The sequence below is a fragment of the Fictibacillus aquaticus genome (genome assembly GCF_002245695.1).
GTDB classification, from domain to species: Bacteria; Bacillota; Bacilli; order Bacillales; family Fictibacillaceae; genus Fictibacillus; species Fictibacillus aquaticus.
The window spans coordinates 1,043,300-1,067,641 of record NZ_NOII01000001.1 but is presented as its reverse complement, the minus strand read 5'-3'; the positions used below and the strand labels follow the sequence as shown (position 1 = coordinate 1,067,641).

27 protein-coding genes and 2 pseudogenes are annotated in these 24,342 nt (G+C 42.3%); 17 read left to right on the top strand and 12 right to left on the bottom strand.

The annotated features are described in order from the left end of the window. The first annotated feature begins 72 nt into the window (after positions 1-72). A complete protein-coding gene (locus tag CGZ90_RS05575) occupies positions 73-252 on the top strand; it encodes a hypothetical protein (RefSeq protein ID WP_094251319.1) in 180 nt (59 codons plus the stop codon). Positions 253-283: 31 nt separating this feature from the next. Here CGZ90_RS05575 and CGZ90_RS05570 read toward each other — a convergent pair whose 3' ends face one another. After that, positions 284-1,441: a hypothetical protein gene (locus CGZ90_RS05570; RefSeq protein WP_094251318.1), complete on the bottom strand. Its 1,158-nt coding sequence runs from the start codon at positions 1,439-1,441 to the stop codon at positions 284-286. A 99-nt stretch (positions 1,442-1,540) separates the two neighbouring features. Between CGZ90_RS05570 and CGZ90_RS05565 the strand changes: the two genes are divergently transcribed. Then, a complete protein-coding gene (locus CGZ90_RS05565; protein WP_094251317.1) occupies positions 1,541-2,038 on the top strand; it encodes a dihydrofolate reductase in 498 nt (165 codons plus the stop codon). Between the two features lie 47 nt (positions 2,039-2,085). Here the strand turns inward: CGZ90_RS05565 and CGZ90_RS05560 are convergent. Then, positions 2,086-2,504 (bottom strand): annotated as a pseudogene (locus CGZ90_RS05560) (HIT family protein). A gap of 66 nt (positions 2,505-2,570) precedes the next feature. Here CGZ90_RS05560 and CGZ90_RS20650 point away from each other — a divergent pair. Then, a complete protein-coding gene (locus CGZ90_RS20650; RefSeq protein WP_165766779.1) occupies positions 2,571-2,744 on the top strand; it encodes a hypothetical protein in 174 nt (57 codons plus the stop codon). Between the two features lie 336 nt (positions 2,745-3,080). After that, entirely contained in the window at positions 3,081-3,473 is a 393-nt protein-coding gene (locus CGZ90_RS05555) for a hypothetical protein (RefSeq protein WP_094251316.1), read from the top strand. 40 nt (positions 3,474-3,513) lie between these two features. On the opposite strand, the gene mle is transcribed toward CGZ90_RS05555, so the two are convergent. The 5 genes from mle to CGZ90_RS05530 form a co-directional block, all read right to left on the bottom strand. Beyond that, positions 3,514-4,356, bottom strand: a complete 843-nt coding sequence (gene mle, locus CGZ90_RS05550; RefSeq protein ID WP_094251315.1) for an alpha/beta fold macrolide esterase — start codon at positions 4,354-4,356, stop codon at positions 3,514-3,516. Between the two features lie 157 nt (positions 4,357-4,513). Continuing rightward, positions 4,514-5,191, bottom strand: a complete 678-nt coding sequence (locus CGZ90_RS05545) for an LbetaH domain-containing protein (protein ID WP_240515350.1) — start codon at positions 5,189-5,191, stop codon at positions 4,514-4,516. A gap of 108 nt (positions 5,192-5,299) precedes the next feature. Then, positions 5,300-5,563 carry a ribosome small subunit-dependent GTPase A gene (locus CGZ90_RS05540; RefSeq protein ID WP_094251314.1) on the bottom strand — a complete coding sequence of 88 codons (264 nt, stop codon included), beginning with the start codon at positions 5,561-5,563 and terminating at the stop codon, positions 5,300-5,302. A gap of 25 nt (positions 5,564-5,588) precedes the next feature. Further along, positions 5,589-6,587, bottom strand: coding sequence for an ABC transporter permease (locus CGZ90_RS05535; protein ID WP_165766778.1), 999 nt, complete (start codon positions 6,585-6,587; stop codon positions 5,589-5,591). Then, positions 6,584-7,405, bottom strand: coding sequence for an ABC transporter permease subunit (locus CGZ90_RS05530; RefSeq protein WP_094251312.1), 822 nt, complete (start codon positions 7,403-7,405; stop codon positions 6,584-6,586). Before CGZ90_RS05530 ends, CGZ90_RS05535 begins: the two co-directional genes overlap by 4 nt. Positions 7,406-7,689: 284 nt before the next feature. Here CGZ90_RS05530 and CGZ90_RS05525 point away from each other — a divergent pair, with 284 nt between their 5' ends. From CGZ90_RS05525 to CGZ90_RS05515, 3 genes are all read left to right on the top strand, one after another. Continuing rightward, positions 7,690-9,117 carry an FAD-binding protein gene (locus tag CGZ90_RS05525; protein WP_094251311.1) on the top strand — a complete coding sequence of 476 codons (1,428 nt, stop codon included), beginning with the start codon at positions 7,690-7,692 and terminating at the stop codon, positions 9,115-9,117. After that, entirely contained in the window at positions 9,114-9,686 is a 573-nt protein-coding gene (locus CGZ90_RS05520; protein ID WP_094251310.1) for an MFS transporter, read from the top strand. The genes CGZ90_RS05525 and CGZ90_RS05520 overlap by 4 nt, the downstream gene beginning before the upstream one ends. A 99-nt stretch (positions 9,687-9,785) precedes the next feature. Beyond that, entirely contained in the window at positions 9,786-9,989 is a 204-nt protein-coding gene (locus tag CGZ90_RS05515) for a DUF6199 family natural product biosynthesis protein (protein ID WP_094251309.1), read from the top strand. A gap of 39 nt (positions 9,990-10,028) precedes the next feature. Here the strand turns inward: CGZ90_RS05515 and CGZ90_RS05510 are convergent, their stop codons facing one another. The 3 genes from CGZ90_RS05510 to CGZ90_RS05500 form a co-directional block, all read right to left on the bottom strand. After that, on the bottom strand, positions 10,029-10,484 hold the full coding sequence (locus CGZ90_RS05510; protein ID WP_094251308.1) for a hypothetical protein: 456 nt from the start codon (positions 10,482-10,484) through the stop codon (positions 10,029-10,031). Between the two features lie 65 nt (positions 10,485-10,549). Continuing rightward, a complete protein-coding gene (locus CGZ90_RS05505) occupies positions 10,550-11,167 on the bottom strand; it encodes a VanZ family protein (RefSeq protein WP_094251307.1) in 618 nt (205 codons plus the stop codon). A gap of 65 nt (positions 11,168-11,232) precedes the next feature. Then, positions 11,233-11,640: a hypothetical protein gene (locus tag CGZ90_RS05500; protein WP_094251306.1), complete on the bottom strand. Its 408-nt coding sequence runs from the start codon at positions 11,638-11,640 to the stop codon at positions 11,233-11,235. Positions 11,641-11,962: 322 nt separating this feature from the next. Between CGZ90_RS05500 and CGZ90_RS05495 the strand changes: the two genes are divergently transcribed. Beyond that, positions 11,963-12,667 carry a class I SAM-dependent methyltransferase gene (locus CGZ90_RS05495; RefSeq protein WP_094251305.1) on the top strand — a complete coding sequence of 235 codons (705 nt, stop codon included), beginning with the start codon at positions 11,963-11,965 and terminating at the stop codon, positions 12,665-12,667. Positions 12,668-12,710: 43 nt separating this feature from the next. Here the strand turns inward: CGZ90_RS05495 and CGZ90_RS05490 are convergent, their stop codons facing one another. Then, positions 12,711-12,920 carry a hypothetical protein gene (locus tag CGZ90_RS05490; protein WP_094251304.1) on the bottom strand — a complete coding sequence of 70 codons (210 nt, stop codon included), beginning with the start codon at positions 12,918-12,920 and terminating at the stop codon, positions 12,711-12,713. A 541-nt stretch (positions 12,921-13,461) separates the two neighbouring features. Here CGZ90_RS05490 and CGZ90_RS05480 point away from each other — a divergent pair. The 5 genes from CGZ90_RS05480 to CGZ90_RS05460 all read left to right on the top strand — a co-directional run bounded on the left by CGZ90_RS05480 (position 13,462) and on the right by CGZ90_RS05460 (position 18,804). Continuing rightward, positions 13,462-14,820: a glucoamylase family protein gene (locus CGZ90_RS05480; protein ID WP_094251302.1), complete on the top strand. Its 1,359-nt coding sequence runs from the start codon at positions 13,462-13,464 to the stop codon at positions 14,818-14,820. A gap of 109 nt (positions 14,821-14,929) precedes the next feature. Further along, the gene (locus tag CGZ90_RS05475; RefSeq protein WP_094251301.1) at positions 14,930-15,418 is read left to right on the top strand and encodes a DinB family protein; all 489 of its coding nucleotides are present in this window, start codon (positions 14,930-14,932) and stop codon (positions 15,416-15,418) included. 106 nt (positions 15,419-15,524) lie between these two features. Continuing rightward, complete coding sequence (locus tag CGZ90_RS05470) at positions 15,525-16,049, top strand: DUF3841 domain-containing protein (protein WP_094251300.1); 525 nt, start codon at positions 15,525-15,527, stop codon at positions 16,047-16,049. Positions 16,050-16,246: 197 nt separating this feature from the next. Next, positions 16,247-16,630 (top strand): YciI family protein, encoded by a 384-nt coding sequence (locus CGZ90_RS05465; RefSeq protein WP_094251299.1) that lies wholly within the window; start codon positions 16,247-16,249, stop codon positions 16,628-16,630. Positions 16,631-16,758: 128 nt separating this feature from the next. Beyond that, the gene (locus CGZ90_RS05460) at positions 16,759-18,804 is read left to right on the top strand and encodes a molybdopterin-containing oxidoreductase family protein (RefSeq protein ID WP_094251298.1); all 2,046 of its coding nucleotides are present in this window, start codon (positions 16,759-16,761) and stop codon (positions 18,802-18,804) included. Between the two features lie 41 nt (positions 18,805-18,845). Here CGZ90_RS05460 and CGZ90_RS05455 read toward each other — a convergent pair whose 3' ends face one another. Then, positions 18,846-19,271 carry a stage III sporulation protein AH gene (locus CGZ90_RS05455; RefSeq protein WP_094251297.1) on the bottom strand — a complete coding sequence of 142 codons (426 nt, stop codon included), beginning with the start codon at positions 19,269-19,271 and terminating at the stop codon, positions 18,846-18,848. A 254-nt stretch (positions 19,272-19,525) separates the two neighbouring features. Here CGZ90_RS05455 and CGZ90_RS05450 point away from each other — a divergent pair, with 254 nt between their 5' ends. The 4 genes and pseudogenes from CGZ90_RS05450 (at position 19,526) to helD (ending at position 24,327) form a co-directional block, all read left to right on the top strand. Then, on the top strand, positions 19,526-20,059 hold the full coding sequence (locus CGZ90_RS05450) for a copper resistance CopC family protein (RefSeq protein ID WP_094251296.1): 534 nt from the start codon (positions 19,526-19,528) through the stop codon (positions 20,057-20,059). A gap of 294 nt (positions 20,060-20,353) precedes the next feature. Continuing rightward, positions 20,354-21,130 carry an MBL fold metallo-hydrolase gene (locus tag CGZ90_RS05445; protein WP_094251295.1) on the top strand — a complete coding sequence of 259 codons (777 nt, stop codon included), beginning with the start codon at positions 20,354-20,356 and terminating at the stop codon, positions 21,128-21,130. A 26-nt stretch (positions 21,131-21,156) separates the two neighbouring features. Continuing rightward, on the top strand, positions 21,157-21,702 hold the full coding sequence (lepB, locus tag CGZ90_RS05440) for a signal peptidase I (protein WP_094251294.1): 546 nt from the start codon (positions 21,157-21,159) through the stop codon (positions 21,700-21,702). A gap of 303 nt (positions 21,703-22,005) precedes the next feature. Then, positions 22,006-24,327: pseudogene (gene helD, locus CGZ90_RS05435) on the top strand (RNA polymerase recycling motor HelD). Positions 24,328-24,342: the final 15 nt, after the last annotated feature.

Below are 24,342 nucleotides of genomic sequence, written 5' to 3'. Positions count from 1 at the left end.
TTTATTATCTTTATTTTAGCGGAGGAGTGGGAAAGGGTGTAGTATAATATTGGAAAAAAGGAAGCGCTTATTATGTCCAAAAACTATACCGTCTTTTTTATCCTATTGTTCAGTTTTTCCATCATGGGAGGGTACGCGCTGAAGAATTCTGTGGAGTACGCTGTTACTGCCGGCTATGGTTTTGGAATGGTGTTTATGTTGGCGGCTGTTTACTTTCAAACTAAAAAAAGTGTAGAAAAGAAAAACAGCTGAGGGCATTGTAGTAGCCATCAGCTGTTTGAACTTATCTGTACGTATAATGTGAGTAAATGTAGCTGCCATTGTAGTAGCGCTGGAACAACAGACCTTTAGAGAAGTCCTGGCGGTACTCAACGTAATCAAACGTGTTCACGAGCCGCTGTCCTTTAATCGACGTCTTCGCTGTCAGCTTTCCATCCTTCGTCACTTTAAATAACGAGAACGTATCTGGAACACTGTATTCGTTTAGGAAGTAGATGTTCTTGTAGCTGTCCACTTTTACAGCTCTTGTATTCGTTATGGCTCTGTTCACTGTGCTTGGAACTGTGACGTTTGATACCATCTTGCCTGTTACATCAAACCAGCGAAGCTTAAGCGAGCGCCAGTCATACGCGATCACGAACTCACCTTTGTCGTTATACTGCATGCCGCGGTGGTCGCTCTTAAAGTTAAACGAGTTCAACAGCCTGTTCGACTTGTCGAAAAGATAAATATAATAGTCGGCAAGAGCGCCTTTTTGCGCGATGACCGCATAGTTGCCCTGCAGAGATGTGATTGCGTACTGATAATCATATCCGTCCTCGATTGGGTGTGACAGTAATTGTCTCCCTTTTACAGATGTTCCGAGAACTTTTACATGATCTTGATTGTCATAATAGTCGAGGTCAATCACATTGCCTGTTCCAGTGTAAAAGGCTTGTCCTGAAAAAGTACGGATCCACAGGCTGTTGCCTGATTTTGTTTCGATGTTAAACAGATGCCAGTTGCTGGCTTTTAAATTGAATCCGTGAAAGAACAGCTTTCCGCCAGGTGTGACATCCAGTCCTGCACTGCCGTAAGCGAGAGTTTTCTTCCATTTCAGCTTTCCGCTCGAGAAGAGGGCAGTAAGGTAAACTTTGTTCGAGTTGATTTCTTCGATAAGGTAAACAGAAGTGTCCTTCGCAATTTTTGCCGCAGTAATCGTGTTCCTTGTCTTGTAGTGGAACAGCTGACGGTTGCTGCCGTTATATAGCTTAAATTCTTTTGAAGAATAAGTTCCTTTGTAGCCGTTATAGCCTAAGGCTACGTTATGTACATTTGAAACTTTCGGGCTTTCATAGCTCTTCGCGAGAGAAGAGGAATACGCATACGCGCTTGGGGCAGTAAGGCTGAATGAAAGCAGCAAAGCTAAAACAGCTGCTAAACTCACAAACTTCTTAAACATCGATGACTCTCCTTCTTATGTCGTTTTTTTACTATTTAATAGTACCTTATGACTACTGAAAAATAAATCTATTATTGGGATATAACAGGAGGTTAGGAGATGGAAATTTCCATGATCGCAGCAATGGGAAGTAACCGCGTAATCGGGAAAGACAATGACATCCCTTGGCGGATTCCGCGGGACTGGGAATACGTAAAGAAAACAACAAGCGGCCACACGATTATTTTAGGCAGGAAGAACTATGATTCCATTGGCCGGCCGCTGCCAGGCAGGCGGAATATTGTGATGACACGGGATATGAATGTAAGAATAGAAGGCTGCGAGATGGCATGGTCGGTGGAAGACATTTTCCAGATGTGTGCTGAGGAAGAAGAGATCTTCATTTTCGGCGGTGAGGAAATTTACAAGCTGTTCATGACATATGCTGAGAAGCTGTATATCACGAAGATTCATCATGCGTTTAAAGGCGACACGTTCTTTCCGGAGTGGGAAGAAAATGAATGGGAGGAAGTGTCGGTAGAGAAGGGGATTACTGATCAGCACAATCCATACTCCTACACATTCCACATTTTTGTTAGAAAAGTAATATGGAAATGATTTTCCTTATATGGTAATTTAAATACATAAGAAAAAGCGCACAGCAATTAAAGCAGTGCGTGGATTTCTGAACTCAATTTAGTTTTTGTTACGTGCAGCATTTTCTTCGTATCTTCGTTGTTAAAAGGGGTATCCTGATAAAAGTCGGCGAACGATTGGTGCTTGTATCTTGGTACGACATGCATGTGGAAATGAGTAAGCTCGCTGAAAATGCCGCCGTTCTGACAGATGGTGATTCCGTCCGGCTGATACAGCGTTTTAATTGCCTTAGCGATGTGTCTGGAAGCGTGCATGACGGCGTTTGCGGTTTATCGACATCCTCAACATGTACTTTTGGCAGAATTAACACGTGCCCTTCATTAAAAGGATCATGGTCTAAAATACAGCAAACATGGTCATCCTCATATACAACATGAACAGACTCTATTCTATTCGAGAGCCTGCATCCTAAGCATTCCGAATTCATCTCAATCACAACCTTATTGCGTTTTTTACATTATAAAAAAAATACCTGCACAGGAGTGATTTTGTCATGCCAAATTTATCTATATTAAAGGCAGGAATATTGGCTCATTTCAGTTCGACGATTATATCCGGTGTTGCTTATGCGTGGATTGGGGACTTTTATCATATGTCAGCCAACATTCTCATCGCACTCGCGTGGTCGTGGCTTTATGAGAAGAAAGTGAAGAATATAAGTATCTAGGGAACAATAAAACGACTACATAGAGATAAAATCTGCTATAAATCAAAAGGGTGATAAAACTTGAAAGTGACTTTTTGGATCGTTCTATCAATTATTGTTCTTTTATTTATAGTTGTATTTATCCCGCGTCTTCTTTTTCAAGGTAATGGGTTTTAAATAACGGTATTGGATAAAAGAAGCTCTCATTATTGAAAGCTTCTTTTCTTATGAAATTATTATTTTTCTTACAAAATAAATAACTTGGATATTTTTTACTATAAATAGGTATATCTTACCTTTCTTTGTTTAGTGAATCGTCATAATATTATGTTAATAAAACATTTGGAGGTAATTAAGATGAAGAGGAAGCTCAGTTTCTTATTACCGTTCGTGATTTTATTAACTGCTATTTTCTCTGCAGAAAGTGTACTAGCCTACTACAAAAAATTCAAATATAGCTATGATACAACCTTAAGAGGCGGAGACCGGATGATCAAATCACAAAACGATATCGTGTTTGTGTTTGATTCGTACAAATGCCGAAAAGGGAAGAAAATGAGAGTGGATATACGGCACAATGTGTCATGGGGCCGCGATACACTGCTCTCCAGAAAGTGGATTCCAGAGTGTGGAGGTAAAGTCGTAAATTACGGTCATAAACCTAATATCCCAATTTATATTGTCCTGTCTAAAAAGAATGATGGCTATTGGGTAAAAGGGAAAGGGAAGATTTATACGCAGAAGCGATAATAAATAAGGGGCTCCCAATGATGGGAAGCCCCTTTTCGTATTATCTTGAACTATGTTTCTCAATGGAAACGATAATTTGATTCCAGTCTTCACTATGAATCTCGTGACCTGTTCCTTCAAGTGTAATAAATTCCGCATGGGAAATGGATGTTGCCAGTGCAAGTCCATGCTCGTACGGCAGAGCGGGATCGTCTGTACCGTGAATAACAAGTGCAGGTACGGTAATCTCATCCAATCTGTCGTAATACTCGCCACCGCCTTGCAGCAACGCGTGATTAAAGCGGCTCGGCAGCTGTTTTGCGCGTGTCGCTTCTCTTTCTGCCAGCTTCATCATTCGTTCTTGCTCGAAGTGCTTGGTGCCGGATAGCGTTTTCCAGCCATTTGCCAGATAGTCAATGACCGCCTCCATATTAGACCAGTCTATTGAAGCACTCTTCGCATGATATTCGAGAATGCTTGGATCCATCGGGGGCAGTTTCTCCATTTCTTTTCCGAACGGGCTAGAGGCAATAAGTGTAATCGTTAAAACGCGATCTGGATGTTGAATGGCAAGAATCTGACTGAGCATGCCGCCCATTGACATGCCAACGATATGAGCCTTCTCAATGGAATAAGCATCTAGAACACCGATAGCATCGTCAGCCAAGTCGCTGATCGTGTAGTTCGAGGTACCAGGCTCGTACGTTACCGATTGTCCAAGGTCGCGATGATCGTACCGGATGACAAAGCGTCCTTGATCCGCCAGGCGCTGGCAGAATTCCTCATCCCACCAGTCTAATGAACTCATCGCTCCCATGATCAATAGAATGGGAGGGTCCTTCGGGTTGCCGAAGCTTTCTGAACATATTTCAACTTTATTAATAGACAGCATTTGCTCGTTCATTTGTGAAACCTCCTTAGCCATAAGTGGTATCACTACCCACTTCTGCACTGGAAAAGAAATTCCTTTTCAGGAAGCGGGTTTTGAGCGTATGTACCTATACGGTATAACGTTTTTGGGGTACGGTACCATGAGTACCGTACCCCAAAAAAGAAACACCCTATTCTGAATCCCTTTTTTCGCTTTTGTTGTAGGCGATTCCGCAGGAGCAGCGGCTGTCTCCGCATAATATGTGGTAAGCTGGCGGGAATTCTTGGTTGACGCGCTGAACGGCTTCAGCAAATTCCCGGTTGCCGGCTGGAACAGGAGGGAGGGCGTCAGCTTTTTGTTGTGTATCGATATACGCACCAGGGGGAACGAACCGGTTATCGGCTATGCGGACACCATTGGTCACGACCGCATTGTTTGCTATGAAGACACCGTTCCCGACAATCGCGTCATAAACGATGGTTTTGAATCCAACAAACACTTTATGTCCGATAAAACAAGGACCGTGGATAAGAGCGCCGTGTGCGACGGACACTTCCTTGCCGATGAAGATGGAATACTTTTTCCCATCAACACGAACAAACTTATTTACGATTCCATGGAGAATAACGCCATCTTGAAGGTTCGTGTTTGACCCGACATAAAACGGCGTTCCTTCATCTGCTCGAATACTGACAAGAGGAGCGACAAACACATTTTTTCTTAATGTCACATCCCCGATCACAGCTGTTAAAGGACTGACGAACGCACTTTTGTGAATGGTAGGAGAAATCTGCACCGGATTATACGAAGTCTTTGGGTTAGGGCTGATAAACGGCTCAAAACATTCCACTGAGTTGCTGCTTTCCAAAGAAACCACCTCTTGATGATTTGATTTTATCAAGGTATGCAAGGTGGGCAGCTAAGGGAACCGATGTCAATAAGAAAAGGACTTCCGGTTAGGAGGTCCTTTTGTAAGCTACCTTTTAAAAAGCTTTCTTTGCTTCATATAATCGATCGCCTTCGTTTTATTCTTTTGACTCGATAAATAGTCGGCTTCGTTTTTCTCGCGGTGATAGTGATGCAGACTTTCTTCTGAAAGAGTGCCTTCAGAAATGGATTGTGTAACGGCACAGCCAGTCTCGTTTGTATGCGTGCAGTCCGAAAACTTGCAGTTCCTCGATAACTCTAGTATTTTTTCAAATCCATGATAAAACGGCTCAGCAAGATCCTTCTTATTCAAATGGGTAATGTTCCTTTCTCTTCATTTATACAGCTTTCTTATTGTCCAAAAACTGAAAGCTTGAGGTGTCGAGTGATGTATTTGTGCCAGTTTCATCGGCTGTTGACCTTCTCTTTACTACATTCGGCTCATCCATTGCACGGCGCAGTCCTTCGAGCATGAAGTTGAAGGCCAGGATACAGACGGCAAAGCCGAGTACTGGGAAAAAGACGAGATGTGGATAGAGGTTCAGCTGATACCAGGCTCCTCCGATAAGACCGGACCATTCATTTGACAAAGAAACAGGCAGCTTAAACTCTTCGGAAAACTCCCTCATTATTGTTCCGCCGACAAAAAGCGATAGGACACCGAGTTGTGCCATTAGATTAAGAGTACTTATAACCTGCTGCAAGAAAACAACAAGGAGCCTTCCTTTGAGATGAGGTAATACATGTTTCCAAAAAATGTGTAGATATCCTGCTCCCATGAGGCGTGAGCTCATTATGAACTCATTTTGGCTGATGATTCCGATCTCTTCTTTTATTAGAACACTTAGAAGAGGAACAGCAATCAGAACCATAATCAACATTTCAAATAATATTTTTTCCATTAAAGAGTATCCTGTGGTCATGATAATCGGTGAGACGATGAGATAGACGAGCATGACGGATGGCAGGTAATAGAAAGCTTGCACACTCCCGGTTATGAATCGGCCGCCGAACTTAAACCAGGAGAGCACGAGGCCGCCAAAAAAGGATAGCAGCAAACGGGCAAGTGCCACGCCGAGCGCTATGCCGATCGTGTACTTTGCTCCTGAAACCATCATATAAAACAAGTCAGTTCCAAACTGATTCGTGCCGAACCAGTTAATTTTATCAGGTGTAAAAGGGGCTTTATCAATCGGCAGCTCTCGTTCATCGTAGCGGAATTGATCTTCAGGTATCACGTTGTTCATCACATACTTATGATAAAAACTGAATGCTAGAATTCCTGCTATGATGAGGAATCCGATCCAAAACAGAGGCTGTTTCACTATGCTCTTCATATACTCTCTCCCTCCCATTTCGAGGTAATCAGTCTTCCTGCCGTGAAGAACAAAAACATCGGCACGAACATGAGGAGCATACAGACTGTAAAGATTTCCGGTTTCTTGGTCAACATCATGAAGTACATGATTCCTTTTATGTTGAAGATATACTCTATGATAAACAAGTTGGACAGCATGAACCAAAGGATGGTTTTCGTATGATGAAAGACGCTTACTAACGCGTTAGGCAGCACATGGCGCCAGAGGATGCGGAATTTTTTTAAGCCAATAGACCGCGCTGTTTCTACATACTGTTTGCTATATTCCTCACCAATCGTCAGTAGGATGATGCGCAGGCACATCATGAAAGGAAGGATTACCAGACAGATAATAGGCAAAGTATATGTTTTCGCTCCATTTATAGAGACCACTTGGAACAGAAGAAAGTTCGTTTTTTGAAAAAACCATATAACAAAGAACTGTACAGCTATGGCTACGAGCACGTCTGGAAATGAATCGAGCATGAAAAGGCTGACTCGGATTTTCCGAATCCAGCTTTCTGGGAGTAAAAAGATAATTAAAGCCACTATCAGCGCCAGCACGACTGCGATGGTAAAGGCCGAAAACAGAATGGTTGAAGAGTAGATAAAAAAGTCCCAAACGAGTGGGAATATCGGCCGATTAATAAAATCGGGCGCTTGATACATGATCTCTGAAGGATGCAGAAGCTTCGAGATAACCTCTTCAATTCCCGTTAAATAGCTCGCGGTGTCGAAATTCATTCCGTTAAACAAAAATGGTACCGATCCCAGAAGTACGATGCCAATCACAGACATCACAAAAAACAGCAGGCTTTCTCCTAAAACAGAACGTACTTTCAGAAAAATCCCCCCTAAATATTTTCTTTTTCTCTATTTTCTAAATAATAACAAATATTTACCATTTTCTGCTACTAAAAGCACTTGACTAAGAACGGGGTCCGGTACCATTTCTGGTGAGTTAGCTTCGTGTGCGGATTCTTCTGAAATGGTACCGGACCCCATCCACTAAAAAAGAACTTTACAATTCTTGTTAAAAGTGTAAATATACACTTAAAGAGAACTTTTGGAGGCTGTTGTTGATGAAGAAAAAAGTGCTGGCGTGTGCGCTGCTGGTGTATGGGCTTGCTGCTGCGGGGAGTATGACCATTTATTCAGAGCAGCAGTCTCAGGTGAATGTTAGGGATGTTGGCCGTCTGCTTCCGACGATGGTGAAGGAAGTCCGAAGTGTACAGGACAGTTATGAACTGCAGGAGTGGATGAAAAACACGTCAGACACCATCTCAATCGCCGGCATGCAGCATAGCCAAGGCGGACAGACGATGTACCCAGGTGCTGTGATGCTCGACATGAAGGGGTATAACAAGATCCTTCACCTTGATCGAAAGCAGAAGAAGATTACCGTTCAGAGCGGAGCCACATGGCGGGATATCCAGAACGCCGTGAACCCGTACGGATTGTCAGTACAGGTAATGCAGTCGCAGAACATCTTCACGGTTGGCGGCTCGCTCAGTGTGAATGTCCACGGCCGTGACATCACATACGGCTCGCTCATTGATACGGTGGATTCGTTTCGCTTGCTGCGGGCAGACGGCACTGTGATCAACGTCAGCCGCAGCGAGAACAGTGAGCTGTTTCCGCTTGTGATTGGCGGCTATGGACTGTTCGGCGTTATCCTCGATGTCTCGCTTAACCTTGCGGATGATGAACTGTACCAGCTCCGAACTGCACAGATGGACTACGACGAATACAGCGATTATTTTAACGGAAAAGTGAAGAGTAAATCTGATGTGCGGATGCATATAGCGAGACTTTCTGTTGCGCCTGATACATTTTTAAAAGAGATGTATGCGACGGATTATGTACTGTACCGCGATCAGAGTAAGCGGGAGAAATACTGCAAGCTGCGCGAGAAGGAAGATATCGTGCTGCCAAAGATGATGCTTGGGCTGTCGCGCTATAGCGACTGGGGCAAGAACACCCTTTGGGAAACGCAGCGTGATTATTTTATGAAGAAGGATGGCAAGCTGCAGACGCGCAACAATGTGATGCGTTCTGACTCGGCATTCATGGAATATGAGAACGGGAACAAGACGGAGCTGCTGCAGGAGTATTTTGTGCCGTTCGATAACTATGCGGCTTATGTTGATGATTTGCGGGCACTGCTTGAAAAAGAAGAGCTGAACCTGCTAAACATTAGTGTTCGGTATGTGGGGCACGATGAGGATGCAGTGCTGTCGTATGCAAAGGATGATATGTTTGCACTTGTTCTGCTCATTAACCAAGGCCGGAGTAAGGAAGACATCAAGAAAACGGAGAAGGTGGTGCGGAAGATGATTGACGTAACACTCGCGCACGACGGAAGCTATTATTTGCCATATTACCAGTATCCGAGTCAGGAGCAGCTGGAGGAAGCTTACCCGCGGGCACAGGAGTTTTTCCAGGCAAAGCGGAAATATGATCCTGAAGAACGATTCCAAAATTTATTTTATAAGAGGTACGGAAAATGAACTATAAAACATTCGTCACATCACAAAGTATCATGATGACCGCAAGCTCGATGGTCTTTCCGTTTTATTTGCTGCTCATTCGCAACATCGGCGACAGCTACGCACAGTTCGGCTGGGCATACGGACTGTTTGCGCTGACCGCAGCCCTGGCGCACCCGGTCGTTGGAAGGCTCTCGGACCGAGTTGGTGATAAGTGGCTTCTCTTGCTCTACACATGGGGGATGGCAGGCATGATGCTTGTGGTGCCGATCATCGAGAACGTCGGACAGCTGTATGTACTGCAAATCGTGATGGGCGTGCTCGGTGCGGTGCAGAAAACAACAGAGAAAACGGTGTTCGCGAGGCAGAACGATGAAGCCGCAGCAGGCAAGAGGGTAGGGAAGTACCACCTTTGGACGACCATCTGGGGAGCTGCAGCTGTCATTGCTACCGGCTACCTAATCGACTTTCTTACCATTGGCAGCCTGTTCTACGTCGCCTCCTTTTTGTATGTTGTGTCAGGGCTAGTTATGGGGTACGGAACCATTTCCCGGAGCAGGCGGGAAATAATTGTGGATGAGGGACTATGAAAATAATTAATAGTAGCTTAAGCTGACTGAAATGAAACCATCCATATTATTCCACCGTATGATATCATCAAGGGAAATAATTAGAAATGGGGATGAAATATGGATGCAGTTGTTGGTGTATTGGTTGTTTTGATAGGCTTATTCTTTGTTAAGTATCCATATTTTATTTGGGAAACATCTATAGGCTGGCAGTTAAAAGATGCCGAACCAAGCGATATGGCCTTAAAAGTCAACCGTATAATTGGCTACATTTTGATTACAATAGGAGCTTTTTATGCACTTGATTATTTCTTTGAGCTATAACAAAAAGGCGTACGATGCGTACGCCTTTTCTTTGTATAATCAATAAAATTCATCTGGCTTTTCTTCAAGTACCCAAGGAATATGAGCCTCAAATTTAAGTTGGAGAACCGGAGATGGGAGCCCTTCTGGAACAAATTCTGTTTCATCGGAGAAACCAAAAGTGAAGTTGTCTATTTGGAAGGTACTCTTTTCCGTCCAGTTAGAGGTTGCACACAATTCCCCATTAAGAACTCTGCCTACAGCATGATAAACGCCGATGTACATTCGCATTCCTTCTTCAGTTGCAGGAAACTCTGAAAGATGCGCTGGGAATGAAGAGGTTATTCCTAAACTGTGAAACAATGAAACAACAGAAGAGTCAAAACTTTTACTAGCTGCAATATAATTGTTGCAATATAAGCAATTGCATACCTCAAGGCCATTTTTATAAAACTCACGCGTTCTAAGAATATCAATCTCTAATAACCAGTTTTCTATCTGAATTTGCTGATACATTTACGTCCACCCTCAAACGTTATTCCCTTGCGTACTCCTTTTTAATTGTGAAATTTGCTTCCCAATCAAGCCATCCATTTACGCAAGACTTTCAAATGCAATTGATAGCTTATTTTGCAGTAAATTTTATACAATAGAAATCCTAATAACACACCTAATACATTACAAATCACATCGTCTACATCAGTCGTTCTCAGATACATACCGCTGAAGGTTTCTAGAAATTGCAGGCACTCAATGGAAATTGAAATAACAAATCCAATTAAAACAGTTCGATTAACTGATCTGAATTTATGAAAAAGAAGTGGCAAAATAAATCCTAAAGGGAAGAACAAAAAGATGTTGCCGCCGACGTTCCTTATTATGGTTTTAATCATAAATAGGACATCTCCACCGTAGGCTGTACCTACTTGACTCATATCTTTCATAATGGAGGCTAAAGGTACAAAATTGGTGCTATAAGATAAATTATTTGTTTCGGGCTGAAAATGAAGGAATATTGGAAATAGCGTCACGGAAACAAGCATACAAAGGTAAAGGACGAAGAGGACTTGTACGGTTTCTTTTATCCAATAGACAGTGCTGTTTCTCTTGAATCGCCGCAAAACCATTATTCCTCTTATAATAAGATAGGTTGCTAACCCTAGTAATATAATAAAATTGCCGTCAATTAAATAGACCATTCATTACTCCAATCTTAAGAATATTTCTCCTCATTTTACATAATGGAGTGATGTGCAATCAAATATCATTTTTCAAATCGAACCAAGGTTTTAGCAGGCAGCTTTAATTGATCAACGTCAAAACCGCTTATCGGCAGAGTTAATTTACCTTCCCGCGGGTCACATTCATCTTCAATCCAGCAACTGTACAATTCAAAACAATCTCCTTTAGCTAGGTAACCGTCCATGATTCTGCACAGCTCCAATAACTTTTCCTTTGATTCCTTTAATGTCGGTTTGTAAACATGTTCTGTCAGTTCAATTCCCCAAGAACTAGAAACTTCATAAACAAACGGGGTTGAAAATTGATGTTTTTTCACATTTTCCAAATGGTCATCATCTGCAAAACAAGGACCGAAATATATGAGGTTGTCTGGTTTTTGATCACTAAAATTTATTTTTACATTACATCCTACGTAACTAGCAAGACTCATTCGTAGCACTCCTTCTGGATAACACCTAAACTTTGAGTAATATAACTGTAATATTTGTAATGTAGCGGGCTCTAGATACCTAACTTACTTGTCTTCTAGAGTCCGTAAATTCTCTTTTTAAGGCTTAAAGTAATGGGAGGAATACAGCTATTAGCGATTGGTTTATATTTCAATTACGGGATACTAGATTCCTTTAAATTGAAAAAAATCGCTTAGTAGACCTCGAGGAATAAATCCGAAATAATCTAACTGTAAATCGCTGGTAACGTTAGCGGCTGCTTTATTAAGTAAAATAAAGGTAATAGATGAAAGGAGCTGCATGATGACTGAAACAATTGCTAGTTATGAAGATTTAATGAAGATGCTAGATTCACTTTTAAGAGAACCTGAGGCTTTTTGGGATGAATTTTACCAAGATCGAAGTAAGCCTGTTCCGATATTTGCTGACACCCCGGATGAAAACCTTAAAGCTTATATTAAAGAAGGCATTTTAACTCCAGGAAGAGCATTAGACCTAGGATGCGGAGCGGGTAGAAACGCGATATTCTTAGCGGAACATGGATTTGAAGTGGATGCGGTTGATCTATCGCAAAGCTCACTTGACTGGGCAAGAGAACGTGCAAGGGAACGGAACTTGCCCATCAATTTTATACATAAAAATATCTTTAACCTAGATTTAGAAGAAGGCGCATACGATCTCATCTATGATTCAGGCTGCTTCCACCATATCGCCCCTCACAGGAGAATGAGTTACCTGGAGATATTAGATAAGGCATTGAAACATGGAGGATACTTTGGCATCACTTGTTTTGTTCAAGGAGGTAAATTGGGAGGAGCGGACATATCCGATTGGGAAGTGTACCGGACGAGATCTCTTATGGGGGGTTTAGGATTTACAGAAGAAAAATTAATCAGGATCTTCAGCAGCCTTAAACCGGTTGAGGTACGAAGGATGAGGGATGTGAGTAAAGGAGAGGGGTTGTTAGGGGTGTCTGATTTGCTGGCAGGGTTATTTCTTAAAAGATAATCGGGCACATACTCAAACTGCTGAGATTGACTCAGCAGTTTTTTTACATCTCGCTAACCTTTTTTGAGTCTAATGCTTTCTTAGCTTTCCACACATGAATAATACTAGGAACACCTGCAGCCATACTAACTATGAAACTCCACATTACATAACGCCATTCTCCGGTATAGATAGCGACACCGATAAAAAATAAAAGCTGTCCCGCTAGTGCAAACCAAGCAGCCACCCATGCAAATGTTAAATTTTCCTTCATCTCTATCACTCCTCATTGTGAGATTTTTTTTTTGAATTTTCTCCAGCAAGCAAATGAATAATAACAGGCTAATCCAAACATGAAGAAGCCGCCTATCCATACTTCGAATGTTTCAGGTAACTGGGGAATCTCCCAATTATTTACCATATAACTCTTTATTAATCGAATAAGGATAAAACATGCACTTAGTATAAATAGTTCTTTTACGAAGGAATGCAGGTTCAACTCGTTTTTCTCCCAGCGGATAATCGCAAATACTATGATAAGCCCGAAAATTTCCATGCCTGCATACCCCCTTAAAAATATTGTGGATTCCAGTAATTTCTATTTTGATTTTAGCTTAACAAACGCAATAATAAAACAAAAAATGGAAGCTTGAAGATACATGCACATGCACAGTAATATATCCCTATACTCCACTAGTTTAATGATTCAATGGTCGTGTTTATCGGGTTCCCTATTTTGAATTGTCAGACTTCGTGCTAAAATGTTGGTGAAACGTTTCGATTGACCAACTGCCAAGAGAGAGGGATGGGATAACATGTTCAAGAAGACGAGTGCGGCATTAATCTTTGCTTTGCTTTTAAGTGTGTTCTTTAATACTGCATCAGCACCAGCAAGTGCGGCTGGCACAACACAAGACGCTCTGAATCGAGCAGAATTGAAAGCGATTGCATATAAAACATACAAATTTTTCAGCGATCATACCGATCTGAAAACGGGTCTTACGTATGACGCTGTTCGAGTGAACGGCGATGAGATGACATATGCGAAGCACACGTCACCGACAAACGTCGGAATGTATATGATGAGCACGGTTTCTGCGCAGCAGATGGGCTTTATTTCTGAAGCGACGGCAATTCAGCGCATTCAGAAAACACTTGGTACACTTGAAAAATTGGAAAAATGGAACGGCCTTTTTTATAACTGGTACAACACAACTGACGGTTCTGTGAAAAAGGACTGGGGACAGTTTATCTCTCAGGTCGATAACGGCTGGCTTTCTGCTGGACTTATCGTTGCTGGACAAGCTTATGAAGAAGTGAACCCGCAAACGAGCAAACTAGTGGAAAACATGAACTACACCACGCTGTATGACCCTGAAGTAGGGCAGTTCTTCGGCGGATATGATGTCGCCAAAGGTGCACTGACGGAGCACCATTATGGTTTGTTTAATACAGAGCCGCGTGTAGCGAGCTATCTTTCCATCGGAAAAGGCGATGTTCCTAAAGAACATTGGTGGAAGATGTACCGCACGATGCCAGCTGATTGGGACTGGCAGGGCCAGGTGCCTCAAGGACAAAACGCAGAATATGACGGCGTCACGGTTTTCGAAGGGCATTATGAATATAATGGGGTAAAATTCGTGCCTAGCTGGGGCGGAAGCATGTTTGAAAGCCTCATGCCCGGCATCGTTTTAAAAGAAAAAGAACTTGGCAAGAACGCATTAGGATTGAATAACAAACGCCACGTAGAACTTCAAATCGCATATGCGAAGGAAAAAGGATACAAAGCATGGGGACTTTCGCCAGCAGCCACTCCTGACGGATATAGCGAGTTCGCGGCTACTCCAACCGGCACATCCGGCTATAAAGACGGCGGCGGGCAGGTAACCGCGCATGCTACATTCCTCGCGCTCGAATATGCGCCGGAAGCAGCTATGAAAAACATCAAGGTGCTTAAAGAATTAAACACCTACGCAAAATATGGATTTTATGATTCTGTTAACGTGCAAACTGGTGAAATTGCAAAAGCTTACCTTGCACTCGACCAAGGGATGATCATGGTATCGATCGCTAACTATTTGAAAGATGGCGTGATCCGTGATTACTTCCATAAAGATCCGATTGGGCAAAAGCCGGAAGAGTTGCTGGAGAAAGAAAAGTTTTCGATTCAATAAGGAGTGAGAGCATCAGCTGCGGCTGGTGCTTTTTCTATTTTATAAGAGGATTATGTCTACCTGCGTTGAATGTTACTAGCAAATCACATCACGTGGCTGGAGGGATAGCATGGAAACATTTTTTCGTTACAATTGGCAGGTCAGAGAAGAATGGTATCGCTGGTGTGAGGACGTACCGGGGGAGGAATTGCTTCGCGTCCGGACAGGCGGAATCGGAGGGATATTGCATACTCTTTTTCACATTGTCGATGTAGAATGGAGCTGGATTCAAGTCCTGCAAGGAAAACAGGATTTTCAAGAAAGCTTTGATGGTTACAATAGCTTGGAGAAGGTTCGAAAACTGGATGCCGATTTCCGTCAGGATGTTAAAACGTTTGTACAAGCTTGGGACAGCAGCATGGAAACGCGGCCGTTTTACGATCCTAAACCTGATGGCACTGTGTACATCGATGCATGGGGAGAAGTGATGCGCCACACCATCGCCCATCAAATTCACCATATTGGGCAACTATCGATTTGGTCTAGAGAGATCGGCAAACAGCCTGTGTCGCCGAATCTTATTGGTAGAGGGTTGATAAAGCCCTTAGTAGCTAAATAAGTTAAAAACGCACTAACTCTAGCTTGTTAAGATGAACTTCATTAATAGTATAATAGTCATAAAAAAGTGTCTTAATATCTTAACCGGCTCGGAGGAAGACTGCCTGATGATTGTACAAACTGTAATGCCGTTAGAGCTATATAAAATCATGCGTGAGCAAGGGTACTATGAAGGAAATGAGAAGTATATTTGGGATTCATTCATCGGCCCATACAAATGGATGATGGGTGAAATGAAGAAGCGTATTCCTCATTATGATGGGGAAACGTATCCGGTTTGGGTATGGCAACGAACCGTGAATCGTAACGAGGAATGTCTTTTAGCTCCAGGAAGAAGAGGCGTTATTTTGATTCTGGATATACCAGACGAAGATATCCTTTGGTCCTGTTTCACTAAGTGGCATTCTATACTCAATGATTTTCCTGTTACCTTAAGTGAGGAAGAATGGAATCTGTTCATAGAAAAGGATTTTAAGGATAAAGAAGAAACATGGTCGCGCATCTTTGACTTCGAACTACTTAAAACAATAGATCCTGATTGGTATAAATTTGAACCAGAATGGATTCAGGGTGTGACGCCTCGAATTGAAATGAAGCATGTGAAGAAGGTAAAACGTTTTATTGCTAAGTAATCGTTTTTTTCTTTGGGGTCCGGTACACTTTTCGATGAACTCGCCGCAGAAGCGGCTTCATCAGAAAAGGTACCGGACCCTGTTCATTTAATCCCAAAAGTTCATTTGTTTTCAACTTTTTTGAGGAAGAAGGGGATTGTCGTATGAACGGTGAAGGTACTATTAAGAATTGAAATTTACCTAAGGGAGCTGTTCACATGATTTACCTATGCCTAGGTTACTTTAACCCGGATAAAATGAAGGCGCTCACGAAGGAAGAGCTGGATACGGTAATGAAAGAATGTCAGCCTCATCTAGAGAAGTTATATAAAACTGGTCAAGTAATGCTGGATGCCGGAGTCGAGTCAGAGTCAAAATGCTTGCAGCGTGTGAACGGGGAGTTATCGGTCACGGATGGGCCGCTTACAGGTACGAATGAGACGGTCGGCAGTGCTTTCTTCATCGAAGCTGAGAACATGGAGGAGGCAATACACGTCGCGTCAATGCATCCGACAACACAGGTAAGCAAGGGCATGCAGCTCGGCTGGCGCATCGAGATCCGGCCGGTTCACTACTTCAAGAAGGATGAACAAGATAGCTAGTATCATTTTCTGTAAGCTGCCATTATAGGTGGCTTTTCTTATTTTGGTATGACGAATACAGCTTGCGGGACGATTTCTACTAATTTATGATAGTAGAAATAATAACACCGATGGAAAGGAGAACGACGATGCCTGATTTTCTGGAAAGCCCAAATGGCACTTTCCCATCTGTTTGTTCACTCGACTGCCCGGATCAATGCGGGCTGCTTCTTCATAAAGAGAACGGAAAAATTATTAAGGTGGAGGGTGATCCTGATCATCCTGTCACGAAAGGATATATCTGCAATAAGGTCAGGCATATGACCGAGCGAATTTATGATGAAAAACGGCTGAAGTATCCGATGAAGAGAATCGGTGCAAAAGGTGAAGGTGAATTTGTTCGCATAAGCTGGGACGAAGCGATTGAAACGATCACCTCACGCTGGAAGGAACTGCTGAACAGTGATGGTCCGGAAAGTATTCTGCCTTACAGCTTTTATGGAAATATGGGGAACCTAAGTGCGGAAGGGATGGACCGCCGTTTCTTCAATCGTTTGGGAGCATCTCAGCTCGACAGGAGCATCTGTAACGCAGCCGGCGCAGTCGGCTATAAATATACGATGGGCGGCAGTTATGGCATCGATCCTGAAGATACCATCCACTCCAAGCTGTTTATTTTTTGGGGAGTTAATGCGGTAAGCACGAACATGCACCAAGTCACCCTTGCCCAGCAAGCACGGAAACAAAATGGTGCGAAGATTATTGTAATTGATGTGCATCAAAACAAAACGGCCAGGCTAGCAGACTGGTTTATTCCGATTTTGCCAGGAACAGACACTGCTCTTGCACTAGGACTGATGCATGTTTTATTTGCCGAGAATATGGAGGACTCCTCATTCCTAGAGCAATTTACTATTGGTCATGAGCAGCTGCGTGAACATGTTGTACAGTATGATCCTGTGACTGTATCAGCCATTACGGGTGTACCGGCAGAAGATATTGTTAAACTTGCCAGAATGTACGGAGAAACGTCACCTGCTTTTATCCGGATTGGAAACGGTCCGCAGCACCACGACAACGGCGGTATGTTTGTAAGAACGATCTCGTGTCTTCCTGCTTTAACAGGTCAGTGGCTAGTAAAAGGAGGTGGGGCGATCAAGGGGAATTCTGCTTACTTAGCGCACAATGCGGATCGGCTGCAGCGGCCAGATTTGTTAAAAAATAAAGAAACACGAGTAATTAATATGAACTTGCTCGGAGAAGCCTTGCTCACGTTGGATCCTCCCGTAAAAGCACTCTTTGTGTACGGAACCAATCCAGCAGTTGTTGCTCCAGCCGTCAATAAAGTTCAAAAAGGTTTGAAACGTGAAGACTTGTTTACGGTCGTCCATGATTTATTTTTAACAGAAACGGCAAAATACGCAGACATCGTGCTGCCGGCTACATCTTCCATTGAGAACACAGATTTCTATACATCGTATTGGCATCATTACATTCAGCTGCAGCAGCCTGTCATCGAACACTTCGAGGAATCTAAGTCAAATGTTGAAGTGTTCAGACTGCTGGCGAGAGGTATGGGATTTACTGACACGGCATTTAATGACACAGAAGCGGAACTGATTGACCAAGCACTGACGAATCCGCTGAATCCATATATGGAAGAAATCAATTACGAATCCTTAACGAAACATCAGTATCTTAAGGCGAAGGCGAAATTTCCTGATAAGCTCCCAACTCCAAGCGGGAAAATCGAACTTTATTCTGAAAAGATGCAGCAGGACGGATATCCGCCATTGCCAACGTATATCCCTTTAGTGAAAGACTCTGAACATCACTTTCAATTTATCGCAGCTCCAAACCATAACTTTTTAAATTCAACCTTTGCTAATCAATCAAAACATGTTGGTCTTGAAAAGGAGCCTGAAGTAGTGATTAATTTGTTTGATGCTGAAAAGCTGGGAATAACCCATGGAGATCAAGTTCGGGTTTGGAATGAACAAGGTGAATGTGTATTAAAAGCGAATGTAGGTGACACCGTTCTTCCGGGTGTGGCCGTTACGCAAGGTCTTTGGGCTGATGATAAAGGAACAAAGCATCTCGTCAACACGCTTACACCTGACCGCATCGCAGACATGGGAGGAGGAGCGACGTTCTTTTCAGGGAGAGTTTCTATAAGTGCAGCTCCAAGTCTTTAATAAAGGTGTGAGAAAACGGCCAGAAAAATCGGGTCGTTTTTCTATCGTTTATTAAAACTATTCCATAATGATCCATCAACCATAAAGAAACCTTCGTGTGAACACGCTGCTAATACACATGTATCACCTTTATAAAACATTAAATCCTCTGGCAGCTCTGTAATCCAGCCGAAAAGAGACTTGCTGCGGTCTTTTAAGAATGCTTTTGTTGAATTATTTAAATGAAAATAATAAACGTATGCTGTATCTTTGAGAAGTTTTGTCGTTTCCCACTCTCTCTGTACTTTTCTCTCGATGAGATGAACGTTTATATCCGCAATCAAATATTCGACATATGCAAGACGGTCCTCGTCATTATCCATTAATTGTCTATTTTCCACAAAGGCAAAACGATCACATTGTCTTGCAAGTAAATCAATTAACTGATGATATCGTTTACCCTTCACATCTTCATAAATACATAGCATTCTAGGAATTCCTGCCTTTCAGTTCAATGATAACCGATTTTGAAAACAGCGCATCCGTTTATAACAAAGTGTATCTGTATAATAATGTAAAAAAGTAATGACAGCAACGAATTTTATGTATGGGGAAAAATCACTCCAAATGGGGATGGAAATGTTTTCACATTATGTCATGATAAACAATGCGATGAAATGAAAAGGGGGTACGGTACCCGGAGTACCGTACCCCAAAAGGAAGAAAAAGAAGGAGAGTCATAATGAAAAAAATCATCTTGCTCTGTGTAATGGCTTTATTAATGAATGTTCAATCGGTAAGCGCCCACTCTAAGCTTGAAAGTTCCGCACCGACAGAAGGGGAAACGATTACGGGAGATGTGCCTGAGATTACACTTACATTCAATACAAGCATTGAAGAATTGAGCAGCTTCACTGTTGTGAAAGATGATGGATCGGATGTCCCCGTTGAGAATGCGGCGGTTAGCGGGAGCACGTTAACGGGTACGGTTCCTAAAGATCTCGAAAACGGATCATACAAAATCAATTTTAAAATTGTCGGTGAAGACAGCCATGTCGTCGAGGGAACGACCTCTTTTACCGTGAAAAGAGAAGAACCAGTACAGGAAGAGCAGCCTGCACCAGAAGTGAAGAAAGAAGAAAAGAAGAAGAATGAAACAGCAGAAGCGAAAAGCACTGAAACGGAAAAAGAGAATAAATCTTATGTGGTGCCAGCATTGATTGCAGCTGCAGCAGCTGTTATTGCTTACTCGATTATTAGAAGGAAGAACAAATAACAAAACGAATTGAGGTGCCATGATGAAAAAGCTTATTACTGTCTTAGCCGTCATTCTTAGTCTTTCTATGCTGGGAGCATGCGGATCTGGTGATAAACATGATGAACACGAAAATCATGAAAAGCAGGACAGCTAATCAATAAAAAGAGCCACCGAGATAAAAAAACACAGCGACTTCTTTTGAGAAGACGCTGTGTTTTTTGTTGATTGTTAGGTTAATAGAGGATTTATCTTAGCTTGTAAAGAAATGTTTAGGGAAGCGAACGACTCCGACTGTAAACGGCTGGTGATAGAATGATCAATACCTTTGAACTGAAAATCAATATGTTAGGCACGAAAATGAAAGTCTATCTTTTTCAAGTAGACGATATACTGATCGATACAGGTCCGAAGTGTATGGCGAGTGAAGTTCAGGACATTGTGAGAAATCTGGGTATTAAACGGGTCGTCCATACTCATCATCATGAAGATCATACCGGCAACAGCCCTTGGATCGAGGAACAGTTGAACATCCCGCAATACATTCATCTGCTAGGTGTCTCTTTGTGCCAGAAACAGACAAGACTGCCTCTATACCGTGCGCTAATATGGAACAATCGGAAACCGTTTCATCCGTTTCCGCTTGTGGAGTCTTTAACAACAGCAAACTATCATTTTAACGTTGTACATACTCCAGGCCATGCCGAAGATCATATCGTTTTGATCGATGAAGAGAAGAAGATTTGCTTTTCTGGTGATCTTTATTTATTTCATTCACCGCTTATTCATTTCTCATTCGAATCTGTGCCAGAGATTATCTCATCTCTTAAACTCACACTATCTTATGATTTTAAAGATGTGTACTGCTCTCATAACGGTCATTTAATCAATGGCCGCAGACTGCTCGAAAGAAAGCTGGAGTATCTTTTGAAGCTGCAGGAAAAAGTGTTAAAAGCACATGCTGAGGGAACACCGCCAAAGATTATAAGAAAAACATTGTTTCCGAAAAACAAGCTGTTTCAATATGTGTCATTTTTCGAAAACTCACCATCACACACGGTAAATTCATTGATTAAAGAATCTATTCAATAATGCATGTAAGTAACGGAGGTCGAGTTATGGTAAAGAAGAAAAAGCAAACATATGAATGGATCCTATCATTATTAGGTGCACTGTTATTAGCCGTTATTATTCGCAGTTTTTTCTTTAGTCCTATTGTTGTTGACGGAGAATCAATGAATCCCACTCTTCAAGATAAAGACCGTATGATCGTAACAAAGATCGGGGAATACGAAAGATTTGATATTATAGTGTTTCACGCTCCAGACGGCAGAGATTACATCAAACGTGTAATCGGACTTCCGGGAGACAGGATAGAGTATAAAGATGATGTTTTGTATGTAAACGGTAAAACGTATGATGAGCCTTATTTAAAAGAATATAAGGAAAGACTCAGTGAAGGGACACTAACAGATTCCTTTACACTAAAGGAAACACCAGTAGGCAGTGAAACAGTTCCTAAAGATCATCTGTTCGTTTTGGGAGATAATAGGAGGGACAGTGAAGATAGCCGTGAAATAGGCGCTATCCCGTTTAAGAAGGTCATTGGAACAACAAACATTGTTTATTTTCCGATCGATGAAATGAAAATTATAAAAAAATAAATCGACGAGCTCAGTTGATTTCAGAAGTGCATTTCTTTTGCTATTGTGATATTTAATCAACTGCAAGAGTAACGAAAAAAGCCCCCTTTCCAGAAATTTATCCTTAGAAAGGGGGCTTTTCATTATATTGGAACTCCTTGCCGCCGAAACACAAAAATACATTGTTAAATAGAAAGAAATGTGGTAAATTTATATAGTTACACGGTTATTTTGATTTTATGTGTATATTATCCCTATTTTAATTATACATCATAAAATCCATACCCGTCAACCCCTTATTTTTATAAAAAAGGAGTGTTTGCGATGAATGCGTATCTTCGCCAAGAGCAAAAACGAGTGGACAGCGTAATGGAGGTCATTTCTGATCAAATCAATCGATTGGAGGACGAAACTTCCAGGCGTGTGATGGAAGTTGTGAATATCCGCAAACACTTTTGGGATGAAGTAAAGGTGAATTTAGATACTTTCGATGATTATCTTGAGACGATCATCGGCTTGAGGCAAGAAGCTCAAGCTTTGTCTGTCAGCCAAAGCACCCATAGACATGCTTCCAAGAGATTATCTGCGCTGCGGCGTATGCAAGAGGTGCCCTATTTTGGCCGAATCGATTATATGGAAGAAGGGGATTCTTCTGCGGAACGAATTTATATAGGCACCTCAACTCTCTGTGATGAAAGTGGAGAACATTTTCTCGTTTACGACTGGAGAGCGCCGGTCTCGAGTGTCTACTACGACTGTTCCCCAGGGCCTGCCAAGTATACGACACCCGGAGGCATTATCCATGGCACGCTGGAGAAAAAGTGGCAATATCTCATCCGGGACGGCATTATTCAATCGATGTTTGATACGAGTCTCACGATTGGTGACGAGATTTTACAGCAAGTGCTGGGTAAAGGTTCAGACAAACAGATGCATAGTATCGTTGCGACCATTCAACAAGAGCAAAACCGTATCATCCGGCACGAACGCGGGCTGATGCTCATTGTACATGGTGCGGCTGGCAGCGGCAAAACATCAGCTGCACTTCAGCGGATTGCTTATTTACTTTATAAATATCGAGATGTGCTGAATGCGGATCAAATCATTTTATTTTCACCAAATTCAATGTTTAATCATTACGTGTCCAATGTGCTGCCAGAACTCGGCGAAGAGAATATGCAGCAAGTCACATTTCAGGAATATTTAAATCGCCGCTTAAAAAGTGATTTTGAAGTTGAGAATCCTTACGATCAATTGGAATATGTGCTGACGGCAGGGGATGATCACTTATACGAAACCAGGCTTTCAAGCATCAGGTTCAAGGCTTCTACTCGTTTTTTTGACGCGATTAACACATACAGTGAGTCACTCGAACAATCCGGAATGGTTTTCAAAGGAATGAACTTCCGAGGAAAAACAATGGTTACTGCTAAACAAATGGAGGATGCGTTTTATAGCAGCGACACATCACTTCGTTTTCATAATAGAGTTGAAAAGTTGAAGGATTGGCTGCTAAAGCAAATAGATGCAGCCGAAAAGGTTGAGTGGGCAAAGCCGTAGGTACAGGAAGAAATCGAGCTTCTGAGCAATGAGGATTACCATAAAGCACATACCTACTTAGCGGGAAAGCGAGGCTATAAAGGAGAGGCGATTCATGATTATGAAATGGAGCCTGAAGCGCTTGCCCGGTTAATGGTAAGCCGGAAGTTAAAGCCTCTGCGAAAGCGGATTAAGGCGCTTAGTTTCATCGACATTAAAGGAATATACAGGCGGTTTTTTAATGATTCGATACAGGTGAAGAAGTGGGTTGGCTATGACCTGCCCGGAGAGTGGCCGGATATTTGCCTCTCGACCGAAGAAATGCTGGACGAAGGTAAACTATTTTACGAAGATGCGACTCCATTTTTACTTTTAAAAGAATTGATTCTAGGCTTTCAAACGAACAGCTCGATCAAACATGTCCTTGTGGACGAGGCGCAAGATTATTCTCCGTTTCAATTCGAGTTTTTGAAACGGTTGTTTCCTTCAGCTAAAATGACCGTGCTCGGTGACTTTAACCAAGCGATATTTGCTCATGCGAATGAAAGTGTTGATTTTCGTGTGCTGACTGAGTTATATGGTCCGGATGAAACGATTTCGATTAACTTGACCCGAAGCTATCGATCGACTAAACCGATCGTAGAATTTACACGGGGACTCATACCTGATGGCGAAAAGATTGCGGCTTTTGAACGTGATGGAGAAAAACCTATATTAACGCAGCTGGCTACCCGGGCTGAATTGCACCGCGCCATCGCTTCCAAAGTGGAAGACTTACGGAAAAGGGCGTACAGCACTATAGCGATTATCTGCAAATCTGCGGCAGAAAGCATCGCTGCATACGATTCCTTGAGCGGCATTGAAGATATTAAACTCGTAAAAAGCGGTACGATGGAATTCGAGCAAGGCGTGGTTGTTATACCGGCGTATTTGGCCAAAGGTATCGAATTCGATGCAGTTATTATTTATGACGCATCAGAAGAAGTGTATGGAGATGAGAGCCTGCGCAGATTGTTTTACACGGCCTGCACGCGGGCTATGCATCACTTGCAGTTTTATAGTGTAGGCTCGTCCAACCTGTTTTTGCGGAATAACCCGTCGACCTAACGCACCCTCAACTAC

Coding starts and splice junctions, on each gene's coding strand:
- CGZ90_RS05505 (WP_094251307.1), bottom strand. CDS start 11,167: ATGGTCTATTTAATTGACGGCAATTTTATTATATTACTAGGGTTAGCA.
- CGZ90_RS05475 (WP_094251301.1), top strand. CDS start 14,930: ATGGAAACATTTTTTCGTTACAATTGGCAGGTCAGAGAAGAATGGTAT.
- CGZ90_RS05575 (WP_094251319.1), top strand. CDS start 73: ATGTCCAAAAACTATACCGTCTTTTTTATCCTATTGTTCAGTTTTTCC.
- CGZ90_RS05510 (WP_094251308.1), bottom strand. CDS start 10,484: ATGTATCAGCAAATTCAGATAGAAAACTGGTTATTAGAGATTGATATT.
- CGZ90_RS05490 (WP_094251304.1), bottom strand. CDS start 12,920: ATGAAGGAAAATTTAACATTTGCATGGGTGGCTGCTTGGTTTGCACTA.
- CGZ90_RS05555 (WP_094251316.1), top strand. CDS start 3,081: ATGAAGAGGAAGCTCAGTTTCTTATTACCGTTCGTGATTTTATTAACT.
- CGZ90_RS05470 (WP_094251300.1), top strand. CDS start 15,525: ATGATTGTACAAACTGTAATGCCGTTAGAGCTATATAAAATCATGCGT.
- CGZ90_RS05520 (WP_094251310.1), top strand. CDS start 9,114: ATGAACTATAAAACATTCGTCACATCACAAAGTATCATGATGACCGCA.
- CGZ90_RS05480 (WP_094251302.1), top strand. CDS start 13,462: ATGTTCAAGAAGACGAGTGCGGCATTAATCTTTGCTTTGCTTTTAAGT.
- CGZ90_RS05570 (WP_094251318.1), bottom strand. CDS start 1,441: ATGTTTAAGAAGTTTGTGAGTTTAGCAGCTGTTTTAGCTTTGCTGCTT.
- CGZ90_RS05445 (WP_094251295.1), top strand. CDS start 20,354: ATGATCAATACCTTTGAACTGAAAATCAATATGTTAGGCACGAAAATG.
- CGZ90_RS05455 (WP_094251297.1), bottom strand. CDS start 19,271: ATGCTATGTATTTATGAAGATGTGAAGGGTAAACGATATCATCAGTTA.
- mle (WP_094251315.1), bottom strand. CDS start 4,356: ATGAACGAGCAAATGCTGTCTATTAATAAAGTTGAAATATGTTCAGAA.
- CGZ90_RS20650 (WP_165766779.1), top strand. CDS start 2,571: ATGCCAAATTTATCTATATTAAAGGCAGGAATATTGGCTCATTTCAGT.
- CGZ90_RS05525 (WP_094251311.1), top strand. CDS start 7,690: ATGAAGAAAAAAGTGCTGGCGTGTGCGCTGCTGGTGTATGGGCTTGCT.
- CGZ90_RS05495 (WP_094251305.1), top strand. CDS start 11,963: ATGACTGAAACAATTGCTAGTTATGAAGATTTAATGAAGATGCTAGAT.
- CGZ90_RS05460 (WP_094251298.1), top strand. CDS start 16,759: ATGCCTGATTTTCTGGAAAGCCCAAATGGCACTTTCCCATCTGTTTGT.
- CGZ90_RS05500 (WP_094251306.1), bottom strand. CDS start 11,640: ATGAGTCTTGCTAGTTACGTAGGATGTAATGTAAAAATAAATTTTAGT.
- CGZ90_RS05465 (WP_094251299.1), top strand. CDS start 16,247: ATGATTTACCTATGCCTAGGTTACTTTAACCCGGATAAAATGAAGGCG.
- CGZ90_RS05450 (WP_094251296.1), top strand. CDS start 19,526: ATGAAAAAAATCATCTTGCTCTGTGTAATGGCTTTATTAATGAATGTT.
- CGZ90_RS05565 (WP_094251317.1), top strand. CDS start 1,541: ATGGAAATTTCCATGATCGCAGCAATGGGAAGTAACCGCGTAATCGGG.
- lepB (WP_094251294.1), top strand. CDS start 21,157: ATGGTAAAGAAGAAAAAGCAAACATATGAATGGATCCTATCATTATTA.
- CGZ90_RS05530 (WP_094251312.1), bottom strand. CDS start 7,405: ATGTCTGTGATTGGCATCGTACTTCTGGGATCGGTACCATTTTTGTTT.
- CGZ90_RS05535 (WP_165766778.1), bottom strand. CDS start 6,587: ATGAAGAGCATAGTGAAACAGCCTCTGTTTTGGATCGGATTCCTCATC.
- CGZ90_RS05515 (WP_094251309.1), top strand. CDS start 9,786: ATGGATGCAGTTGTTGGTGTATTGGTTGTTTTGATAGGCTTATTCTTT.